Annotated in this window: 15 protein-coding genes and 2 tRNA genes; 11 read left to right on the forward strand and 6 right to left on the reverse strand. The window is 29.9% G+C overall.

Features of this window, described 5'->3' with window-relative positions; translation table 11 throughout:
- Positions 1-77 precede the first annotated feature (77 nt).
- Both CRU95_RS11685 and CRU95_RS11690 read left to right on the forward strand, forming a co-directional pair.
- Positions 78-473 carry a hypothetical protein gene (locus CRU95_RS11685; protein ID WP_129101298.1) on the forward strand — a complete coding sequence of 132 codons (396 nt, stop codon included), beginning with the start codon at positions 78-80 and terminating at the stop codon, positions 471-473.
- On the forward strand, positions 463-1,158 hold the full coding sequence (locus tag CRU95_RS11690; RefSeq protein ID WP_129101299.1) for a hypothetical protein: 696 nt from the start codon (positions 463-465) through the stop codon (positions 1,156-1,158). The genes CRU95_RS11685 and CRU95_RS11690 overlap by 11 nt, the downstream gene beginning before the upstream one ends.
- Here CRU95_RS11690 and CRU95_RS11695 read toward each other — a convergent pair.
- Positions 1,151-1,912, reverse strand: a complete 762-nt coding sequence (locus CRU95_RS11695) for an alpha/beta fold hydrolase (RefSeq protein ID WP_129101300.1) — start codon at positions 1,910-1,912, stop codon at positions 1,151-1,153. The genes CRU95_RS11690 and CRU95_RS11695 overlap by 8 nt on opposite strands.
- 6 nt (positions 1,913-1,918) lie before the next feature.
- Complete coding sequence (locus CRU95_RS11700; protein WP_129101301.1) at positions 1,919-3,070, reverse strand: MFS transporter; 1,152 nt, start codon at positions 3,068-3,070, stop codon at positions 1,919-1,921.
- Positions 3,071-3,216: 146 nt separating this feature from the next.
- On the opposite strand from CRU95_RS11700, the gene CRU95_RS11705 reads away from it, so the two are divergent.
- The 7 genes from CRU95_RS11705 (at position 3,217) to CRU95_RS11735 (ending at position 12,505) form a co-directional block, all read left to right on the forward strand.
- Positions 3,217-5,340: a methyl-accepting chemotaxis protein gene (locus tag CRU95_RS11705; protein WP_129101302.1), complete on the forward strand. Its 2,124-nt coding sequence runs from the start codon at positions 3,217-3,219 to the stop codon at positions 5,338-5,340.
- A 250-nt stretch (positions 5,341-5,590) separates the two neighbouring features.
- On the forward strand, positions 5,591-5,974 hold the full coding sequence (rpsL, locus tag CRU95_RS11710; protein ID WP_013136382.1) for a 30S ribosomal protein S12: 384 nt from the start codon (positions 5,591-5,593) through the stop codon (positions 5,972-5,974).
- A 16-nt stretch (positions 5,975-5,990) separates the two neighbouring features.
- Entirely contained in the window at positions 5,991-6,458 is a 468-nt protein-coding gene (rpsG, locus tag CRU95_RS11715; RefSeq protein ID WP_013136381.1) for a 30S ribosomal protein S7, read from the forward strand.
- 9 nt (positions 6,459-6,467) lie between these two features.
- A complete protein-coding gene (fusA, locus tag CRU95_RS11720) occupies positions 6,468-8,576 on the forward strand; it encodes an elongation factor G (RefSeq protein ID WP_129101303.1) in 2,109 nt (702 codons plus the stop codon).
- 122 nt (positions 8,577-8,698) lie between these two features.
- Positions 8,699-9,565, forward strand: a complete 867-nt coding sequence (locus tag CRU95_RS11725; protein WP_129101304.1) for an NAD(+)/NADH kinase — start codon at positions 8,699-8,701, stop codon at positions 9,563-9,565.
- A gap of 6 nt (positions 9,566-9,571) precedes the next feature.
- Positions 9,572-11,107, forward strand: a complete 1,536-nt coding sequence (locus CRU95_RS11730; RefSeq protein WP_129101305.1) for an AAA family ATPase — start codon at positions 9,572-9,574, stop codon at positions 11,105-11,107.
- Between the two features lie 117 nt (positions 11,108-11,224).
- Positions 11,225-12,505 carry a peptidase U32 family protein gene (locus CRU95_RS11735; RefSeq protein ID WP_375153688.1) on the forward strand — a complete coding sequence of 427 codons (1,281 nt, stop codon included), beginning with the start codon at positions 11,225-11,227 and terminating at the stop codon, positions 12,503-12,505.
- 6 nt (positions 12,506-12,511) lie between these two features.
- Here the strand turns inward: CRU95_RS11735 and CRU95_RS11740 are convergent, their stop codons facing one another.
- The 4 genes from CRU95_RS11740 to ilvD form a co-directional block, all read right to left on the reverse strand.
- On the reverse strand, positions 12,512-13,732 hold the full coding sequence (locus tag CRU95_RS11740) for an ArsS family sensor histidine kinase (protein ID WP_129101307.1): 1,221 nt from the start codon (positions 13,730-13,732) through the stop codon (positions 12,512-12,514).
- Positions 13,729-14,403, reverse strand: coding sequence for a response regulator transcription factor (locus tag CRU95_RS11745; protein WP_258238702.1), 675 nt, complete (start codon positions 14,401-14,403; stop codon positions 13,729-13,731). The genes CRU95_RS11740 and CRU95_RS11745 overlap by 4 nt, the downstream gene beginning before the upstream one ends.
- A gap of 10 nt (positions 14,404-14,413) precedes the next feature.
- Complete coding sequence (locus CRU95_RS11750; protein ID WP_129101309.1) at positions 14,414-15,856, reverse strand: Do family serine endopeptidase; 1,443 nt, start codon at positions 15,854-15,856, stop codon at positions 14,414-14,416.
- 112 nt (positions 15,857-15,968) lie between these two features.
- Positions 15,969-17,657 carry a dihydroxy-acid dehydratase gene (gene ilvD, locus CRU95_RS11755; RefSeq protein ID WP_129101310.1) on the reverse strand — a complete coding sequence of 563 codons (1,689 nt, stop codon included), beginning with the start codon at positions 17,655-17,657 and terminating at the stop codon, positions 15,969-15,971.
- A 143-nt stretch (positions 17,658-17,800) separates the two neighbouring features.
- Between ilvD and CRU95_RS11760 the strand changes: the two genes are divergently transcribed.
- Both CRU95_RS11760 and CRU95_RS11765 read left to right on the forward strand, forming a co-directional pair.
- Positions 17,801-17,887 (forward strand) — tRNA-Leu (locus CRU95_RS11760).
- Between the two features lie 16 nt (positions 17,888-17,903).
- Positions 17,904-17,992, forward strand: a tRNA-Ser gene (locus CRU95_RS11765).
- Positions 17,993-18,038 lie beyond the last annotated feature (46 nt).

Genomic DNA, 18,038 nt, shown 5'->3' on the forward strand with positions numbered 1-18,038 from the left:
TTAATCAAATGATAATAAGTTATTTATTAAGTAATAATTATATATAATTAAATTTATATATAATTTAAGGATAACTAATGAGAATGATTAAAATCTTATTTTTTAGTATTTTAGTTGCATTTATTTTAAGTGGTTGTTTGTCGAGACAATTAAATGTAAGTTATCAAGATAAAAATAATAAAGAGTTTGAGAAATATTCAAATAAAGTGGAGCAAAGTTTAAAAGAATGTTTTGAACCAAAAGATGATTCTATTTTTTCCGCTAAAAGATATATAGTAAGGGAAGATTACTATAACCCTAGATATGTAAAGTTAAAGTTATTTTATTTAAATGTAGATTATTTAAATATAATTTATATCTTTAAAGAAAAAAATGGAAATAAAATTATTTCACGAGATATAAATATGATTTTATTCCCTACATTTGAATCATTTTTAAAAAATGGAATGGAGTGTGAAAAAAATGAAAAATAATATTATATTATGGGTATGTTGCATTATTCTAATTTCATTAACTGGTTGTCAAAGACAAATTCCTAAAAAAGAGATGCAAGTTCTAGAGAATAAAAGAATAGGAATATTATCAGAGGTCAGGAATACTATTCTTATAAGGGAATATAATGGTTTTCATCTTATTGAAAGGCATAAAAGTATTGCTGATTGGAATGTTAATCAAAATCTTGAGAAATTTATTTTTGATAAGTTAAAAACTGAAAATAAATATAAATCAATAAATATATTAAAAAGAAGTGAAGATATAATTTTACATGAAGATGGATTTGGAAAAGGAGTACCTACCCTTTTTGATATTGCAAAAAAAGAAAAGTTAGATTATCTTATTTATATCAGGAATTTTTGGGAAAATAAAAGATATCCAGGTGGCCTTACTTTTTATAAATATAATAATATAATGGATGATAAAGCGACAGAATATTTGTATTTAAATTTATATTTGAGTATAAGTAAAGTAGGTGATAAAAAATTAAATTCTTTGTATTTTATTGAATTAGATAAAACACAATATTTATATAAAGAATATATTGCTGAAAAAGAAAGTTTATTTATGAAGAAAGATATTAATACATTTCATCCATTTATTAATGATACCCTTCATAAAATAATTCAAAAACATCTACTTAATGCTGGTTTAATTAATTAGATAATATCTTATTCTCAATCTCTGTTACAAAGTACACAGGACACTCTATCATTGGATAGTGTCCTGCTTCCATACACTCTATTATCTCAAAATCATTATAATACTCTTCAAACTGTTTTTTCACATTGTTTTTATGAAAAGCAGGTAAGTCATGATGACCTACCATTATTTTTATTGGTATCTTTATATCTTTTACTTCATTTATAAAATCAGTTGTAAGATACATAGTCATATAGCCAGTTCTAGCTTCTAAAGTTGAAGCTTCATATCCCATTTTGATTCTATACTCTTTCCATGGTTGATTGTATCTACTACTTGCACTTTCAACTACATATTCAATGAAGTTTTCATTTTTTTTCATACTATCTATTAGTTTTGCTTGGGCTTGGGGTTTCATCTTTATACCAGCAGCTGAAATTGGAGTGATTAGAATTAGTTGTTTTACTCTATCATCTATTAGGGCTACTTTTTGAGCTATCATTGTAGACATAGAGTGGGCTAGAAGAGTTACTTCTTTTAAATTTAGTTTCGTGATGAGGTTTTTTACATCATTTGCTGCTTCTTCGCAAGTATATTCTCCTAAGATATCTTTTGATAAGCCATAGCCTCTATGGTCTACAAATATGTATGTGAAGTTTGTAGTATCTATATAAGGTAGTATTGGATCAAAGTTTGTGTGATCTCCCATGAGTTCATGTAAGACTAAGATATTCTTTTTACCATTGCCTACAATTTTATGTCCAAGTATTGTCATGTTAACTTATTCTTCAAATTTATATTTTTTTAGGAAATATAAACATAGTCCAACTCCTAATAAAGCCATAAATGCACCACTTAGGGCTGGGTAATTGTAATTTAATCCCATAAACAAAGGAATACCACCTAAAAATGCACCTAAAGAATTAGCCACATTAAAAGCAGCTTGTAAAAATGCAGCTCCAAGCATTGCAGAGTGTTTTGCGCTATCTAACATGATGATATTAATAGGTGCCCCAATTGACATAGCAAAGGCACCACATAAAAATGTAAGTACGACAGTTGCAAACTTATATTCTGATAGGAAAAATACTAATACTAAACATAAAACCATCATAGATAAAAGAAAAATTGCTACTTTTATAGGGTTTCTTTTATCTGCTAAATATCCACCAACTATATTTCCAACTAACATTCCTAGACCTGCCACAATCATCATGTACGAGACACTACTTTCTTCGAAATTTGTAACATTTATTAATAATGGAGCAATATAACTAATCCATGCAAACAATCCACCAAATCCAGTTGCTACGATAGCTAATATGTGCCAAGCTTTGATAGTCTTAAAAAATTGTAATTCATCTTTTAATGTGATAGTTTTTATCTCTTTTTGTTTTGGAAGATTTTTATATAAAGAGAAGATTGTTATTAATCCAATTAGTGAAACTATAGCAAAAGCAAATCTCCAACTATAGGTATGACCTAGATATGTGGTAAGTGGAACCATGGCAACATTTGCAATAGTAAGTCCTGTAAACATTACAGCAATTGCTTGTGCTGACTTACCCTTTTGGGCAAGTTTTGCTGCAACCACTGTTCCCACACCAAAAAAAGCACCATGGGGTAAGCCACTAAAAAATCTAGATACCAAAAGCGTAGAATAATTAGGTGCGATAGCAGATAAAAAGTTGAAAAATGTAAATAGAACCATAAAAGCTATTAGGATGTTTTTAGCTGGAAACTTTGCACTTAGAGCGACTAATATTGGCGCTCCAATAACTACTCCTAGGGCATAAGTAGAGATTAAATGCCCAGCAACTGGAATACTAATATTTAAGTCATTTGCAACATCTGGTAATAATCCCATAATAGCAAATTCAGTAGTACCAATAGCAAGACCACCTAAAGCTAGGGGTAATAATTGTTTTGTCATAAAAAGTATCTTTATTTTAAATTTTTGGAATTTTAGTGTTTTATGGCTTAGTCTTTTATCAAAGATAATACATGTATAAATTTATCACAGTAATGACACATTACTAAGGTATAATTATTGCAAAATATATTTCCGAAGGAAAAAAAATGAATATTTCTAGTATAAAATCAAAACTTCTTGTATTGTTATTTATAAGTATTTCTTGCTCATTTCTTATACTTGGATACAAGGATGCTTCAAGTAAGTATCAAACTGAATCTTCACTGGTAAAAAAAGATGAATCAGCTTTAGCTAAACAAACAGCTAAGTTTATTAATGATTATTTACAATCAAAAATAACTGTTGTAAATTCTGTTGCAGATATGATAGAGAACCAAAATCTTACAATAGATAACAAAGTTCTATTAAATCAACTTGTGCTAGGTACTAAGGCAGGGGATTTTGCAGCCATGTATTTGGGATTGGAAGATAGTGGTGATTTAATTAGATTTAATGGTATTGTAAAAACTATTAAAGATAATAATTATGATGCAAGAACTAGACCTTGGTATAAAAAAGCCATTGAAACACAAGCTTCAGGTGTAACAGAACCTTTTGTTGATAATAATACAAAGAGACTAATAATTACTGTTTTCTCACCTTATAAAAAAGATGGGAAGTTTATCGGAGCTATTGGGGCAACTATCTTTTTAGATACAATAGTAGAAGAAATATTAAATTTGAAATTAGGTGAAGATGGATTTGCTTATCTTTTATCAAGTGATGGAAAAGTAATAATTCATAAAAATAAAGAACTATTAAAAAAAGATAGTCTTTTATTTAAAGGCATTAGAACAGATGAAGATAATAAGTTTGCAGAAGCTACTGAAAATGGAGTTAAAAAACTTGTAGCTTATAGTAAAGTTTCTATTCCTTCTTGGTATTTGGTTGTTGAATTAGGTAAAGAGGGTGTATATAAGGAAATAAATAGACATATTGTAGAACAAATAGCTATTTATGTGGGATTATTAATAATAATTTTATTACTTTTATATTTCTTACTAAAAAAACTATTAAATCCTATAAATACTCTTGAATCAGGATTAAATGATTTCTTTGAATATTTAAAAGGTACAAAAAATACAGTTGAACCACTAAATATTCATACAAATGATGAATTTGGAAATATGGCAAGAAAAATTGATGAAGAAATAGTCTTTGTAAAAGAGGGGATTGATAAAGACAGATTGCTAATTGAAAATGTAAAAGAAGTAGTTACTAAAATCAAAAATGGAAATTTAGATGTTCAAGTAGAAAAAACCTCTTCAAAAGAATCATTAAATGAATTAAAAGATATTCTAAATGATATGATAAAAGCAAATGCTAAAAATGTAAATAATAATATCAATACAATTTTAGCTGCACTTAAAAACTACTCAAAACTTGATTTTGAGAAAAACATAGATAATGCTACGGGTGAAGTTGCAAAAGGTCTAAATGGATTATGTGATATTATAAATGGAATGTTGCAAGAAAATTACCAATTAGGATTAACTTTAGAAAATAATGCAAAACAACTTTTAGAAAATGTTAATACACTTAACAAGTCATCAACAGATACAGCAGCATCGTTAGAAGAGACTTCTGCTTCAATTGAAGAGATTACTTCAACTATTGTTGAAAATACTCAAAATATTTCACAAATGGCAGTTTATTCAAATAATTTACTAAAATCAATTAGTTCAGGACAAGCTTTAGCAAAACTTACAGTTGAATCAATGAATGAGATAAATGAACAAACAAGTGCAATTGCAGAAGCAATTACAGTAATTGATCAAATTGCTTTCCAAACAAATATTTTATCACTAAATGCAGCAGTAGAAGCAGCAACAGCAGGAGAAGCAGGAAAAGGTTTCGCAGTAGTTGCAGCTGAAGTTAGAAATCTAGCATCAAGAAGTGCAGAAGCTGCTAAAGAGATAAAAAGTCTAGTAGAAAATGCCACAATAAAAGCAAATACAGGTAAGAAAAATGCTGATGAGATGATAAGTGGATATGCAGAATTAAATGATAATATTAATAAAACTACACAACTAATATCTCATGTTGAAGTTGCTTCAACTGAACAAAAACAAGGAATAGAACAAATCAATGATGCAGTTGCAAGTCTTGACTCAAGAACTCAAGAAAATGCAAATGTTGCAAGTCATGCTCACCAAATTGCTACAAATACCTCTACTATTGCGGAGAACATAATTGCGAATGTGAATAAAAAGAAATTTAGAAAATCTTAAAATAAGGCTATTTAATAGCCTTATTTTATAAATAAAATGAAATCTCAAAATAAATATAACAGATATCTACATATACTTACTAAGCCTAATTTAATTTTATTTTAAGTATAATCCCTAACTTTTTTAGAAAACAACTACAGTTTCTCTAAAATGGTAGTATCGTTTTGATTATACAGGTGTATATATCAAGTCAATCGAGAAGCCTGGGTAATGCTATAATTATTCAAACCAATTTAAACAAAGGGAAAAAATGCCTACTATTAATCAATTGATTAGAAAAGAGCGAAAGAGAGTGGTTGAAAAATCAAAATCTCCAGCACTTGAAAAATGTCCACAAAGAAGAGGAGTATGTACAAGAGTATATACTACAACTCCAAAAAAACCTAACTCGGCTTTAAGAAAAGTTGCAAAAGTTAGATTAACAACAGGATATGAAGTTATTTCATATATCGGTGGTGAAGGTCACAACTTACAAGAACACTCTATCGTTTTAGTTAGAGGGGGAAGAGTTAAGGATTTACCTGGGGTTAAATATCACATCGTTAGAGGTGCTTTAGATACTGCTGGTGTTGCAAACAGAACTGTTGCAAGATCTAAATACGGTACTAAGAAGCCTAAAGCGGCTAAGAAATAAGTAGAAGGATAATAAGATGAGAAGAAGAAAAGCTCCAGTAAGAGAAATATTAGCAGATCCTATCTACAATAGTAAAGTGATCACAAAATTTGTTAACACAGTAATGTTAGATGGTAAAAAATCTGCTGCTGAAAAAATTATGTATGGTGCAATTGCAAACTTAGATGCTAGAGGTGAAGAAGCTGGTATTGAACTGTTTGAAAAAGCAATTGAAAATGTTAAACCACTTTTAGAAGTAAAATCTAGAAGAGTTGGTGGAGCTACATATCAAGTTCCTGTTGAAGTTAGAGCTGTAAGAAGACAAACTTTAGCATTAAGATGGCTTGTAGATGCTTCAAGAAAAAGAAATGAAAGAACTATGGTTGAGAGATTAGCTAACGAATTATTCGAAGCTGCTAACGACAGAGGCGCTGCTTTCAAGAAAAAAGAAGACATGCATAGAATGGCAGAAGCTAATAAAGCATTTGCACATTATAGATGGTAGGAATTATAAATGGCTAGAACAACACCACTTAACAGAGTTAGAAATATTGGTATCGCTGCTCATATTGATGCAGGGAAAACTACGACTACTGAAAGAATTTTATTTTACACAGGTGTATCGCACAAAATTGGAGAAGTACATGAAGGTGCTGCTACAATGGACTGGATGGAACAAGAGCAAGAAAGAGGTATTACAATTACTTCTGCAGCTACAACTTGTCACTGGAAACACCCAATTACAAATGAAGACTTACAAATAAACATTATTGATACTCCAGGTCACGTTGACTTTACAATTGAAGTTGAGAGATCTATGAGAGTTCTTGATGGTGCTGTAGCAGTATTCTGTTCAGTTGGTGGGGTACAACCACAATCTGAAACTGTTTGGAGACAAGCAAATAAATATAAAGTACCAAGAATGATATTCGTTAATAAAATGGATAGAACTGGTGCTGATTTCTTTATGGTTGAAAAACAAGTTAATGAAAGACTAAAATCAAATGCGATTCCTATTCAGTTACCAATAGGTGCTGAAGAAGATTTCAAAGGGATTATTGATTTAATTCAAATGAAAGCTATCGTTTGGGATGAAGATGCAGCTATGGGTTCTCACTACCATGTAGAAGAGATTCCTGCTAATTTATTAGAACAAGCAGAAGAGTATAGAGAAAGAATGGTTGAAGCTGCTGCTGAACAAATCGAAGAGTTAATGGAAAAATACCTTGAAGGTGAAGAATTAACTCAAGAAGAGATCACAAAAGGTATCAAAGCTGGTTGTTTAAATATGACTATTACTCCTATGACTTGTGGTACTGCATTTAAAAACAAAGGTGTTCAAACTTTACTTGACGCTGTTGCTATGTATTTACCAGCTCCAACAGAAGTTGCTGATATTAGAGGTGAAACTCAAGATGGTGAAGCTGTTATCGTTCCTTCTACTGATGAAGGTGAAGTTGCAGCATTAGCATTTAAAATTATGACTGACCCATTTGTTGGACAATTAACATTTGCAAGAGTTTATAGAGGTGTTTTAGAATCTGGAACATATGTAATGAACTCTACAAAAATGAAAAAAGAAAGAATCGGAAGATTACTTAAAATGCATGCAAATAATAGAGAAGAATGTTCTCAATTATATGCAGGTGAAATCGGTGCAGTTGTTGGGCTTAAATCAACAATTACAGGTGATACATTAGCTAGTGAAAAAGATCCAGTTATCTTAGAAAGAATGGAATTCCCAGAACCAGTTATTTCTGTTGCAGTTGAGCCAAAAACTAAAGCTGACCAAGAAAAAATGGGTATTGCATTAGGTAAACTTGCTGAAGAAGATCCATCATTTAGAGTAAATACTGATGAAGAATCTGGTCAAACTATTATTTCAGGAATGGGTGAATTACACCTTGAAATTCTTGTTGATAGAATGAAAAGAGAATTTAAAGTTGAAGCTGAAGTTGGTGCTCCACAAGTTGCTTATAGAGAAACTATTAAAAATGAAGTTCAATCAGAATACAAATATGCAAAACAATCTGGTGGTAAAGGTCAATATGGTCATGTTTACTTGACTATTACTCCTCTTCCAGCTGGTGGTGAAGAAAACTTTGTATTCAAAAATGAGATTAAAGGTGGAGCTATTCCTAAAGAATATATCCCAGCTGTTGAAAAAGGTTGTGTTGAAACAATGCAAGGTGGTATCCTAGCTGGTTACCCAATGGTTGATATTCAAGTAACACTTTATGATGGTTCTTTCCATGATGTGGATTCATCTGAATTAGCATTTAAATTAGCTGCTTCAATGGGTTTCAAACAAGGTTGTAGAACTGCAGCTGCACAAGCTATTATCTTAGAACCAATTATGAAAGTTGAAATTGAAACTCCTGAGGATTATATGGGAGATGTTATTGGGGATTGTAATAAAAGAAGAGGACAAGTTCAATCTATGGATGATAGAGCTGGTGTAAAACTTGTTGTTGCAATGATTCCATTATCTGAAATGTTTGGATACTCTACAGACTTAAGATCTATGTCTCAAGGTAGAGCAACATACTCTATGATTTTTGATTCATATCAAGAAGTTCCAAAAAATGTTTCTGAAGAAATTATTAAAAAGAGAAATGGTTAATTAGCATTTCCTCTTTTGAATTTAAAACCCTAGCTTATTTTGAGCTAGGGTTTTTTTTTGCTTTTATTTTTAAAAATAAAGATGATGCTTTAGATGAAAGATAATTTTGATATAATCCAAGCATGAAAATAACTACAAGTAATGAAAAACTAAATCAAATCAAAAAAGCAGGCTTTATTTTAAAGCCCAATTCACCTGAAATAAAAAAAGATTACGAAGTAATTAAAAATCACTTTTTGAAAGCTAATATAGAAGTTATATTAGAAAAACAAAGTGCACTTATGATCAATGAAGGTGGAATTGAACTTGAAAATTTATGCCAAATCTGTGATTTTTTGGTATCTATTGGTGGTGATGGAACTCTTATATCTGTAGTTAGAAGAAGTTTTAAATTTGATATTCCAGTTTTAGGAGTTCATTTAGGAACTCTAGGTTTTTTGACTGATATTAGATTTAGTGAAGTAGAAAGTTTTTTATCTTTGATGTTTGAACATAAGTATAGAATTGATCATCGTATGATGATTAAAGGATGTGCAAATGAACAGAGTTTTGTTGCTTTTAATGATATAGTAATTACAAGAAAATCAGTATCTTCAATGATAAGCTTATCTGCAAAAATTGATGGTAAGCCTTTCAATTCATATTATGGAGATGGTGTAATTATATCTACTCCTACTGGTTCTACTGCTTATAATTTATCTGTTGGAGGACCTATTGTTTATCCATTAACAGAAGCTTTTATTGTAACTCCTGTTGCTCCTCATAGCTTGACTCAAAGACCATTGGTATTACCAGCTGATTTTAAAATTGAATTTACAATTACAGATAAGCAAGGCGCCTTAGTAATAATAGATGGACAAGATATTTATGAAGTAAATGAAGGTGAAAGTATCAAAATAGAAATTTCAGCTAATAAAGCAAGATTGATTCACAGATGTGAGCGAAACTATTTTGAAGTATTAAATGAAAAATTAAGATGGGGAAATTAAACAGATATGATTAGTAGATTTTATTTAGAAAATTACCTTTCATTTCAAAAAGTTGATTTGGAGTTTGAAAAGGGTTTGATAGTTTTTACAGGACCTTCTGGTGCTGGAAAGTCGATTTTGATGGATGCCTTTTTGGCTTTATTTGGAATAAAAGAGGCAAAAGCAGATTTAAGTGAAACAACTATTGGTGATTCTGGGATTTCTTATGAAGAGTTTGGAATAGAAGAAGATGATGAGATAATAATAAAAGAGTTAAAAAAAGACAAAGTAAGATATTTTTTAAACTCTCAAAGTATATCAAAAAAATCTCTTACACTATTTGCAAATAATTTAGTAAAACATCTTCATTTAAAAGATAATAGTGACTTCGATAGTATTAGATTAGTTAGATTTTTGGACAGATTAAGTGCTTCCAATGATACTAACTTTGAATCTGTATTAAAAGAGTATAAAGAGAGTTTTTCTGAACTTTCAACTATATCTTCACAACTAAAAAAGATAAATGATGATGAGTCAAAGCTAGAAGAGTTAAAAGAGTTTGCAAAATATGAAATAGAAAAGATTGAATCAATAAATCCCAAAGTTGATGAATATGAAGAACTAAACGAGATAAAAAAAAGACTAGCTAAAAAAGACAAAATTGAAGAAGCTATTTTGATGGCAAAAGGTATCTTTGAATTCAGAACAAGCGTTTCAAAAGCCTTAGATACTATGGATAAAGATAGCTCATTTTTTGATGAAGCAATTAATGAATTAGAAAATATATTTGAGAATTTTAGTGATTCTTTATCTGAGTTAGAAGAGTTAGATATAGAATCTGTTTTAGATAGAATTGAAAAACTTTCTTCTTTGCAAAAAAGATTTGGCTCTATAAAAGAAGCAATAGAATATAAAGAACAAAAACAAGCAGAATTGGACTCTTATGATAATATCTCTTTTGAAAAAACAATTCTAGAAAAAAAAGTAAAAGTATTGACTATAAAAGTGGAAGAATTAGCTTCTACTTTAAGTGTTTATAGAAAAAGTAGTGCTAAAGTTTTAGAAGAAAAAGTTAATCATTATTTGAAATATTTATATCTTTCAAATGCAAAAATATACTTAAAAGATAAAGCAATTGATGCTTTAGGAAAAGATGAAGTTGTTTTGGATTTAAATGGTGTTAATTTAGAAACAATTAGTTCAGGAGAGTTCAATAGACTAAGACTTGCACTTTTAACTTCTATTAGTAAATTTGAGATTTTAAACAATGGGATTTTATTTTTAGATGAGATTGATGCAAACCTAAGTGGAAAAGAAAGTGATGCTATTGCAACGGTTTTAAAAGAGTTGTCAAAATCATACCAAATATTTGCAATATCTCACCAACCACAATTAACAGCAGCTGCTAATCAACACTTTTTCGTAGATAAACAAAATGGTGTTTCAAGTGTAAAAATACTTGATGGCAAAGGTAAAATAGAAGAAATCTCTAGAATGATAAGTGGAGAAAATATTACAAAAGAAGCATATGAGTTTGCAAAAAATTTAGTGGATTCTAAGTAAAAAATAATTACCTCAAATGAAGGGAAAACTTTAATATTTTTTTCTCATCTTTTTAATATTTTATTTTAGTTATAATCGCAAAAATATATAAATAGTGTTTATTACAAGGAAAAATTGATGAATAATAAAGTGGAGTTATTAAGTCCCGCTGGAAATTTAGAAAAGTTAAAAATAGCAATTGCTTATGGAGCAGATGCTGTTTATGGAGGGGTTAGCCACTTTAGTTTAAGAATTAGATCAGGAAAAGAATTTACTTTTGAAAGTTTTAAAGAGGGAATTGATTATGCTCATTCAATGGGCAAAAAAGTTTATGCAACGATAAATGGATTCCCTTTTAACTCTCAAATTGAACTTTTGAAAAAACATATAATTCAAATGGCAGAAGTAGAACCTGATGCCTTCATAGTAGCAGCTCCAGGAGTTGTAAGACTTTGCCGTGAGATTGCACCTCATATCCCAATTCATCTTTCAACACAAGCAAATGTTATGAATTATCTAGATGCTCAAGTATATTATGACATGGGTGTAAGAAGAATAATAGCAGCTAGGGAAATAAGCTTAAAAGATGTTACTGAGATAAAAAAACACCTACCTGATATGGAAATAGAAATTTTTGTTCATGGTTCTATGTGTTTTGCCTATAGTGGAAGATGTTTAGTAAGTGCTGTTCAAATGGGAAGAGTGCCTAATAGAGGAAGTTGTGCAAATGACTGTAGATTTGAGTATACTTTATATGCTGCAAATGAAGATCATGGGACAATGTTTAGACTTGAAGAAGAACCAGGAGTTGGAACTTATATTTTCAATGCAAAAGATATGAACTTAGCTAGTCATGTAGATGAGATACTAAAAAGTGGAGCAGTTGATTCTATAAAAATAGAAGGAAGAACTAAGTCACCATATTATGCAGCAGTTACAGCATATACGTATAGAATGGCTATTGATGATTTTTATTCAAATCATTTTGAAGCAGAGAAATACCAAAGAGAATTAGCAACTACAAAAAATAGAGGTTTTACTGATGCTTATTTGATTCACAGACCATTTGAAAGAGCTGATTCACAAAATCATGAGTATGCTTTAAGTAAAGGAACCTATGAAGTAAGTGGACTTGTAACTGAAGATGAGGAACATTTTTATTGTAAATATAAAACTTATCCAAACGAAGATATAGAGATTTTTACTCCATTAAATACAAAAATTGAAGAAGTTGATAACGAGATAGGAAAAATATATTTAAAAGATGGACTATATTACATTAACTTTAAAAAGATAACAACTGAAACTGGTAAAGAATTGGATTCAGTTCATAGTGGAAATACAAACAAAATAAAGTTACCAGGAAGGTTACCTTATCTTACAATGTTTAGAGTCGAAGATAAAATGATAAATGAGTAAATAATTTTATTTACTCATATCAATAATAAAATGATTTTTACCATTCTCATAAGCATATTTAAACTTAAAACCATGCAGTTCTATGGTAGTTTTTACTATGTATAAACCTAATCCAAAACCATCTTTTCTCTTTTCTTCTTGGGAAAATGGTTCTGTATAATAATTTAAATCATATTTTAATTTTTCACCACTAGAGATAACTTCTATGTATTTTTGTGTGGCTATCAATGTTGCATGGTGATTTGGAGAAAATTTAATAGCATTGTCTATTAGATTTTTTATTATAATTGAAAATAGAGCAATATCAACTTTTAAGTGAAAATTACTCATTTTGGTACTTATTGTACTTGCATCAATAAGAAGTATATTCATAGCCTTTTTATATATTTCAAAAAATGTTGTATTTTCTCTATAAATAACTGACATATTTGAAGAGAGTTTTTCAACTGTTGCTAACTCTTTTATAATATTATTCATTCTTTCAAATGCTCTTCCTAAAACTTCTTTATTTTTATCATCTTCAAGTGATTCCACTATAAACATAGCTTTTGTAATAGGAGTTTTAAGTTCATGCATCATATTTCGCATAAAAAGATTTTTAGAGTCTGTTAGGTTATTTATATTTCTTATTGCATCGTTAAAACTTTTTGCAATTTTGCCTATTTCATCGTTATTTGGGAAGTCAAGTTTTATGTTTTTGTCACCACTTGAGAATTTTTGTATTTGTTTGTCTAGTGTTCTAAGAGGAATGAATTTTTTTCGTATGGCAAAATAAAGAGATAAAAAAATGACAACAGCAAATATGTATATAACTAAGGCAATACTTCTATTATATGGCTTTGACTTTAAATCTAATAGAAGAACATTGTAACTCATTTTTTGAACATAGATATAATACTTATTGTAGTATTCATATATTCTTACTCTTCCTAAAGAAGACTCCTGAAACATAAGCTCTCTTGCATGATTTATAATATCTAGTCTTTTTGTTCTATCTTCTATAGGTTTTACTTCAAATTGTAAATAAAGCTTCCTAAGTTGATCTTCTTTTGGCAGAAGTTCAAAGCTATTTAATACACTATTTGCAATTATGCTGTATCTTTGTTGTCTCTCTTGGTTAGATTTTTCTTTATCTAATTTTACAAAAAATAAAAATGTTGTTGTAATAGCAGCAAGTGCTAATACAAAGATAGTATTTATAAATGCAGTTATAGATATATTTTTCATATAGATAATTGGTATCCTATTCCTCTTACAGATTTAATATAAGTGGCTGAATTATCTACTAAGGCAATTTTATTTCTTATTCTTGATATCATAACATCAATATTTTTCAAACTACTATCATCTTCAATATGCAAGCTATCATAGATAAAATCTTCCCTTGCTACTACTCCACCTTTTCTTTGAATAAGAAGTTTTAATATATCAAATTCTGCCATAGTCAAATCCAAAAGTGTATTTTTGAAAAATATTTTCATATTTTCTAAGTTTAGTTCGAAAATAGAGCTTTGAGTTTCTTTAACTGGTTCTATATCTAATCTTTTTAAAATAGCTTTTATTCTAGCTTGTAATTCTCTTGGATTATAAGGCTTTGGCAAATAATCATCTGCACCTCTTTCTAAACCCATAACTTTATCTAAAATATCATCCCTAGCACTTGATATAATAATTGGTATATTTGATGTTGTTCTAATTTTTGGGATAAGTTCTAATCCATCAATTTCTGGAAGAGTCAAATCTAGTATAAGAAGTTTGTAACTAGAATCAGTCTTAATCATAGATAGCCCAGTATATGGGCTATCTGTATTTGTAACTTCGATGTCAAAAGATTTCAAATAGTTTGTGATGATTTCAGCTAATTCTAAATCATCTTCTATCATTAGTACTTTAATTATGGTAGGTCCTTTATTTAATAACTAATAAAATAGTTTGTCCTTGTCTATTTACATAAACTCTTTTATATTTGTTATTGTATTTTCTTAATGCTTCTTGTACATCTGAAAATCTATTAATTGTAATATCTTCAATTTGTATAATAACATCACCAGCTTGAAAACCAACTTTTTCTGCATCAGATTTTGGTTTCACATTTGTAACTAAAACACCTGTTATATTTCTAGGAAGTCTAAATCTATCTATGATATTTGTATCTAAATCACTTAGTTGTAAGCCACCTAAAATAGTTCCATTGACTGATTCACTAATAATTAAGCCATCTCTATTACCTAATTGGGCATTTATAACTACATCTTTTTTATCTCTTTCAAGTTGAAGTATAATTTTAGCATTTGGTTTAAAAGAAGCAATAGTATTTTGTAATGCAGCTCTATCTTTGATAGGTTTATTATTTATTGCATAAATTAAATCACCTCTTTTTAGACCATATTTAGCAGCTGGTGTATCTCTGCCAACTTCTAAGATAAGTGCTCCACTTTTGTGATTATATACTTTTGCTGACTCTTTTGTTAAGTCATTAATAACAACTCCTAAATAACCCCTTGTTACTTTTCCTTCTTCTACAAGTTTTGTAGCTACTTCTTTTACCATGTTAATAGGAATGGCAAAACCAATACCATTATTGCCACCACTTCTTGTGATAATAGCACTATTGATTCCTATAAGCGCACCTCTACTATCAACTAAAGCACCACCAGAATTTCCAGGATTTATAGATGCATCAGTTTGAATGAAGTTCTCATATCTATTTATTCCAACTCTATTTTTATTTAGTGCTGAGATAATTCCTTGAGTTACTGTTTCTCCTATACCAAAAGGATTTCCAATAGCAAAAATAACATCTCCAACTTTTAAATCATCTGCATTGGCTACTTTTATTGGAGAAAGATTTGTTGCATTGATTTTAATAACTGCTAAATCGGAATCAGCATCTTTACCTATTACTTTTGCAGTATATTCTGTAGTATCACCTGATAAGGTTACTGTTATTTCATCTGCATTTTCTACAACATGATTATTTGTAATTATATAACCATCTTTTGAAACAATTACACCAGAACCAAGGGCTCTTTGGATTTTGTTTTGCTTAAATTGGTTTCCAAATTGATCCCCAAAAAACCTTCTAAACAAAGGATCATTAAACATCTCCATTGGAACATTTCCATCTTGACTAGTCATGTGTGTTTTTGTAGAAATATTTACCACTGAAAGCATAGAGTTTTTAATGGAATCATTAAATGATAAAATTTGACTCATATTACTAGGAGATACTCTTTGTGGATTTTTGGCTGCCATATCAAAATCAATACTCTTTGCAAACATATTTACAGCAAGTAAGGATGAAATGATTAATAATTTTTGATTAAAAATTAAAACATTTTTTATTTTCATGTGAATCCTTTTCAAATTTATTTATAATGAAATTTTATTTGCTTTGCGTAAATGAAAAATTAATAGATTGATTAATATTTGTTAATAAATCATGGGTTTACCCCAAGATTTATTAAAGGTCAGTTTTTAAAACTGCACCACTACTTGCATTTGTTACAAGTGCTCTGTATTGACCTAACCATTTTGATTTTAGTGGTTTTTTAAGCGGTGTAAATTCTGCTTTTCTTTTAGCGATTTCTTCATCACTTAAATGTACTTCTAAAATGTATTTGTCAACATCAATATGAATTTCATCTCCATCTTTTAGTAATCCAATCATTCCACCTTCAGCAGCTTCTGGAGATACATGTCCAATACTTGCACCTCTTGTAGCTCCACTAAATCTTCCATCAGTAATAAGGGCAACTTTATCTCCAAGCCCCATTCCCATGATTAGACTTGTAGGGGCAAGCATCTCTTGCATACCTGGACCACCTTTAGGACCTTCGTATCTGATAACTACAACATCACCAGCTTTTACTTTTCCACCTAAAATACCAGCTATGGCTTCTGGTTGACCATCAAAACAAACAGCTTTTCCTGTAAGTGCTCTTGCCCCTGTAATACCAGCAGTTTTTATAACAGCACCTTGTTGGGCTAAGTTACCATATAAAATAGCTAATCCACCAACTTTAGAGTATGGATTATCGATAGTATGGATAATATTTGTATCTTTTATATAAGCATCAGATATTTTTTCATATAAAGTTTCACCAGAAACAGTTAAGTTATCTAATAAAATATCATCACCTCTTTTTGTCATCTCTTTCATAACAGCATTAACTCCACCAGCTTTGTTTATATCTTCCATGTGAACAGTAGATAATGATGGAGAGATTTTAGCTATGTGAGAAACTCTTTTTGAAATAGCATTTATATCACTAAGTTCAAAATTAACACCAGCTTCTTTTGCGATAGCTAACATATGTAAAACAGTATTTGAACTTCCACCCATAGCCATATCAACAGCAAAGGCATTTCTAACTGCATTTTCATTTAAGATATTTGATAATTTGAATTTTTCTCTTGATTCATTATCTTTGGCAATTTCACATACTCTTCTTGCTGCTTTTCTGTAAAGCTCTTCTCTCTCAGGAGTTAAAGCTAAGATTGTTCCATTACCCGGAAGTGCGATTCCCATAGCTTCCATAAGTGTATTCATAGAATTTGCTGTAAACATACCAGAACATGATCCACCACTTGGACAGGCATTACACTCAATATCGGTAAGTTCTTCTTCTGTTATATCACCTTTTTCAAATTTACCAACAGCTTCAAAAGCAGTTGCTAAGTCAATAGGAACACCATCTTTTGTATGACCTTTAGCCATTGGACCACCACTTACAAAAACAGTAGGAACATCAACTCTAATAGCTCCCATAATCATACCTGGTACGATTTTATCACAATTCGGTATTGCAATCATTGCATCTAATTTGTGTGCATTCATAACTGTTTCAATAGAGTTTGCTATTAATTCTCTTGAAGGTAGTGAAAACAACATACCATCATGCCCCATAGCAATTCCATCATCTACACCAATAGTATTAAACTCAAATGGAACACAACCATTTGCTCTTATCTCTTCTTTTATTATTTCTGCAACTTTATTTAGAAAAAAATGCCCTGGAATAATTTCAATGAAAGAGTTTGCAACTCCAATAAATGGCTTACCAAAATCATCATCCTTTAGTCCTGTAGCTCTAAATAATGATCGATGAGGTGCTCTGTCATAACCTTTTTTTACTTCATCACTTCTCATAAAAATCCTTAATATTTGTATATTGGATGATTATATCAAAAATTTTGGAAAATAAAATTAAAAACTATTGACAAAGAATAATTTTTTAAATATAATTCCACTCCATTTTAAGAAATAACACTTCTTTTAATCTACCAAATAGTGCGAGTGTGGCGGAATAGGTAGACGCGTGGGACTTAAAATCCCATTCCGGTTTCGGAGTGTCGGTTCGATTCCGACCATTCTCACCACTATTATATTAATGTTAGAGAGTTGCCAGAGTTTGGCGAATGGACCGGGTTTGAAAACCGGCGGGGTTAACGGCTCCGAGGGGTCGAAGCCCTTGCTCTCTGCCACTTTTATTAAATCGGTTAATTCTTATTTTATATGATTTAATATTTA

This window comes from Arcobacter sp. F2176 (assembly GCF_004116465.1).
In the GTDB taxonomy this organism is placed as follows: Bacteria; Campylobacterota; Campylobacteria; order Campylobacterales; family Arcobacteraceae; genus Arcobacter; species Arcobacter siniprincipis.